This is a genomic window from Microbacterium sp. P2_F9 (genome assembly GCF_056403635.1).
This window is the reverse complement of sequence record NZ_JBFUFC010000352.1, coordinates 1-1988: the sequence shown is the minus strand read 5'-3', so window position 1 is coordinate 1988 and position 1988 is coordinate 1. Positions and strand designations below refer to the sequence as shown.

Here is a 1988-nt window from a genome sequence, read left to right as displayed (position 1 = left end):
CTCCCAGCAGGCGAAACACGTCCGCGACTCTATTTCAGCACCCTGGGAGATCGCCGCCCCGCGGGGCCGTTCCCGGCTGTTTCCCGGCGCTAGTGTCGAGGAATGGCGGCGGCGCGAAGATTCCAGGGACCGAGCGACCTGCACCTGCATTCCGTGCACTCCGACGGAACCGAGTCCGCGGCCACCGTCATGGCCGCGGCGCACCGCCGGGGTCTGGGCACTGTCGCGCTCACCGATCACGACACGACCTCGGGGTGGGCCGAGGCCGCTGAGGCCGCGGCATCCCTCCACCTCACGCTGATTCCGGGGATGGAGATGTCCGCCAGGCACGAATGGCGTTCGGTGCACATCCTCGCGTACCTGTTCGATCCGGACGATGCCGGCCTGCGCGCGGAGTTGGATCGGATCCGCGGCGACCGCCGAGGCCGCGCGAAGCGGATCGTCGCCAACATCGGGCGCGACTATCCCCTGACTTGGCAGGACGTGGTCGCCCAGACCGGGGAAGACGCCACCGTCGGGCGGCCGCACATCGCCGATGCGCTGATCGCGCGCGGGATCGTGCGCGACCGCGGAGAGGCGTTCGACGGCATCCTGCATCCGAGCGAAGGCTATTACGAGGGCCACTACGCACCCGAAGTCGAAGCCGCCGTGCGGCTCATCGTGGCGGCGGGCGGGGTGCCGGTCATCGCCCACCCGAGCACGGCCGGCCGCGCCCGCATGATGCCGGTCTCGCTGCTCGAGCACCTCATCGGATTGGGGCTGGCGGGCTTCGAGATCGATCATCGCGAGAACACCGAAGCGGGCAAGGCGATCCTGCGACGGCTCGCGGCCGAGCATGACCTGATCGTGACCGGGTCGAGCGACTATCACRGACTCGGCAAGCCCAACCAGCCCGGCGAGAACACCACGAGCGACGAGATGGTCGCGCGGATCATCGCCCAGGGCACCGGAAGCGCCCCCGTCTATCCGTGATGCGCAACTCCACGTCGCTCGAGCGCCGCATCGATGCGGTCGCCCACATCCTGCTGCGCGACGCGTCCGACCGTGGCGTGCGTGCCGGACTGGTGGAGTTCACGGTGTTCGGCCTCAAGCAGGCGTGGGCGTGCGTCTTCGGGGCGTCGCTTCTCGCGGTCATCGTCGCGGCGCGCCTCTGGTACCCCGACGACGCGGCCCTCGCCCGCAACGACTTCCTGACGATCGCGGCTGTCGCGATCCAGGTCGTCATGGTCGCAACCCGCCTGGAGACGGGCCGCGAGCTCTGGGTCATCGTGCTCTTCCACCTCACCGGCACCGTGATGGAGGTCTTCAAGACCGACGTCGGATCGTGGGCGTACGCGGCCGATGGCGTGCTGCGGATCGCGGCCGTGCCGCTGTTCAGCGGCTTCATGTACGCCGCCATCGGCTCGTACATGGTGCGGGTGTACCGGCTGTTCGACCTCGGGTTCACCCGCTACCCGCGGCGCTGGCTCACCGCTGTGGTGGCGGTCCTGATCTACGTGAACTTCTTCACCCACCACTACTGGTGGGACCTGCGCTGGATGCTGCTGGGCGCCGTCGTGGTCGTGTGGCTGCCGACGGTGCAGTACGCGCGCGTCTGGCGCTCGGTGGTGCGGATGCCGCTGCTCGCGGCGTTCGCCGGAGTCGCGCTGTTCATCTACCTCGCCGAGAACATCGGAACGTGGGCGGGCGCGTGGGCATACCCCGACCAGGTCGAAGGATGGCACCCAGTCTCGATCAGCAAACTGGTGTCGTGGTTCCTGCTGATGATCATCTCGGTCGTGCTCGTGACCTGGGTGTACCCGCCAGGTGCTCCCGACTATGCGGTGCCGGAGTCGCGCCGCGCCCGCCGCGCCGTGCGGCGCCGCGGGGCAGCGGACATCATCTCGGTCGTGCTCGTGACCTGGGTGTACCCGCCAGGTGCTCCCGACTATGCGGTGCCGGAGTCGCGCCGCGCCCGCCGCGCCGTGCGGCGCCGCGGGGCAGCGGAC

General features: G+C 69.6%; 1 protein-coding gene and 1 pseudogene. Both read left to right on the top strand.

Annotated elements, in window-relative coordinates; translation table 11 throughout:
* Positions 1–102: 102 nt before the first annotated feature.
* A complete protein-coding gene (locus AC1DVT_RS19875; protein ID WP_477391081.1) occupies positions 103–972 on the top strand; it encodes a PHP domain-containing protein in 870 nt (289 codons plus the stop codon).
* A pseudogene (locus tag AC1DVT_RS19870) lies at positions 972–1817 on the top strand (DUF817 domain-containing protein); the annotation flags it as partial. The gene AC1DVT_RS19875 and the pseudogene AC1DVT_RS19870, both read left to right, overlap by 1 nt.
* Positions 1818–1988 lie beyond the last annotated feature (171 nt).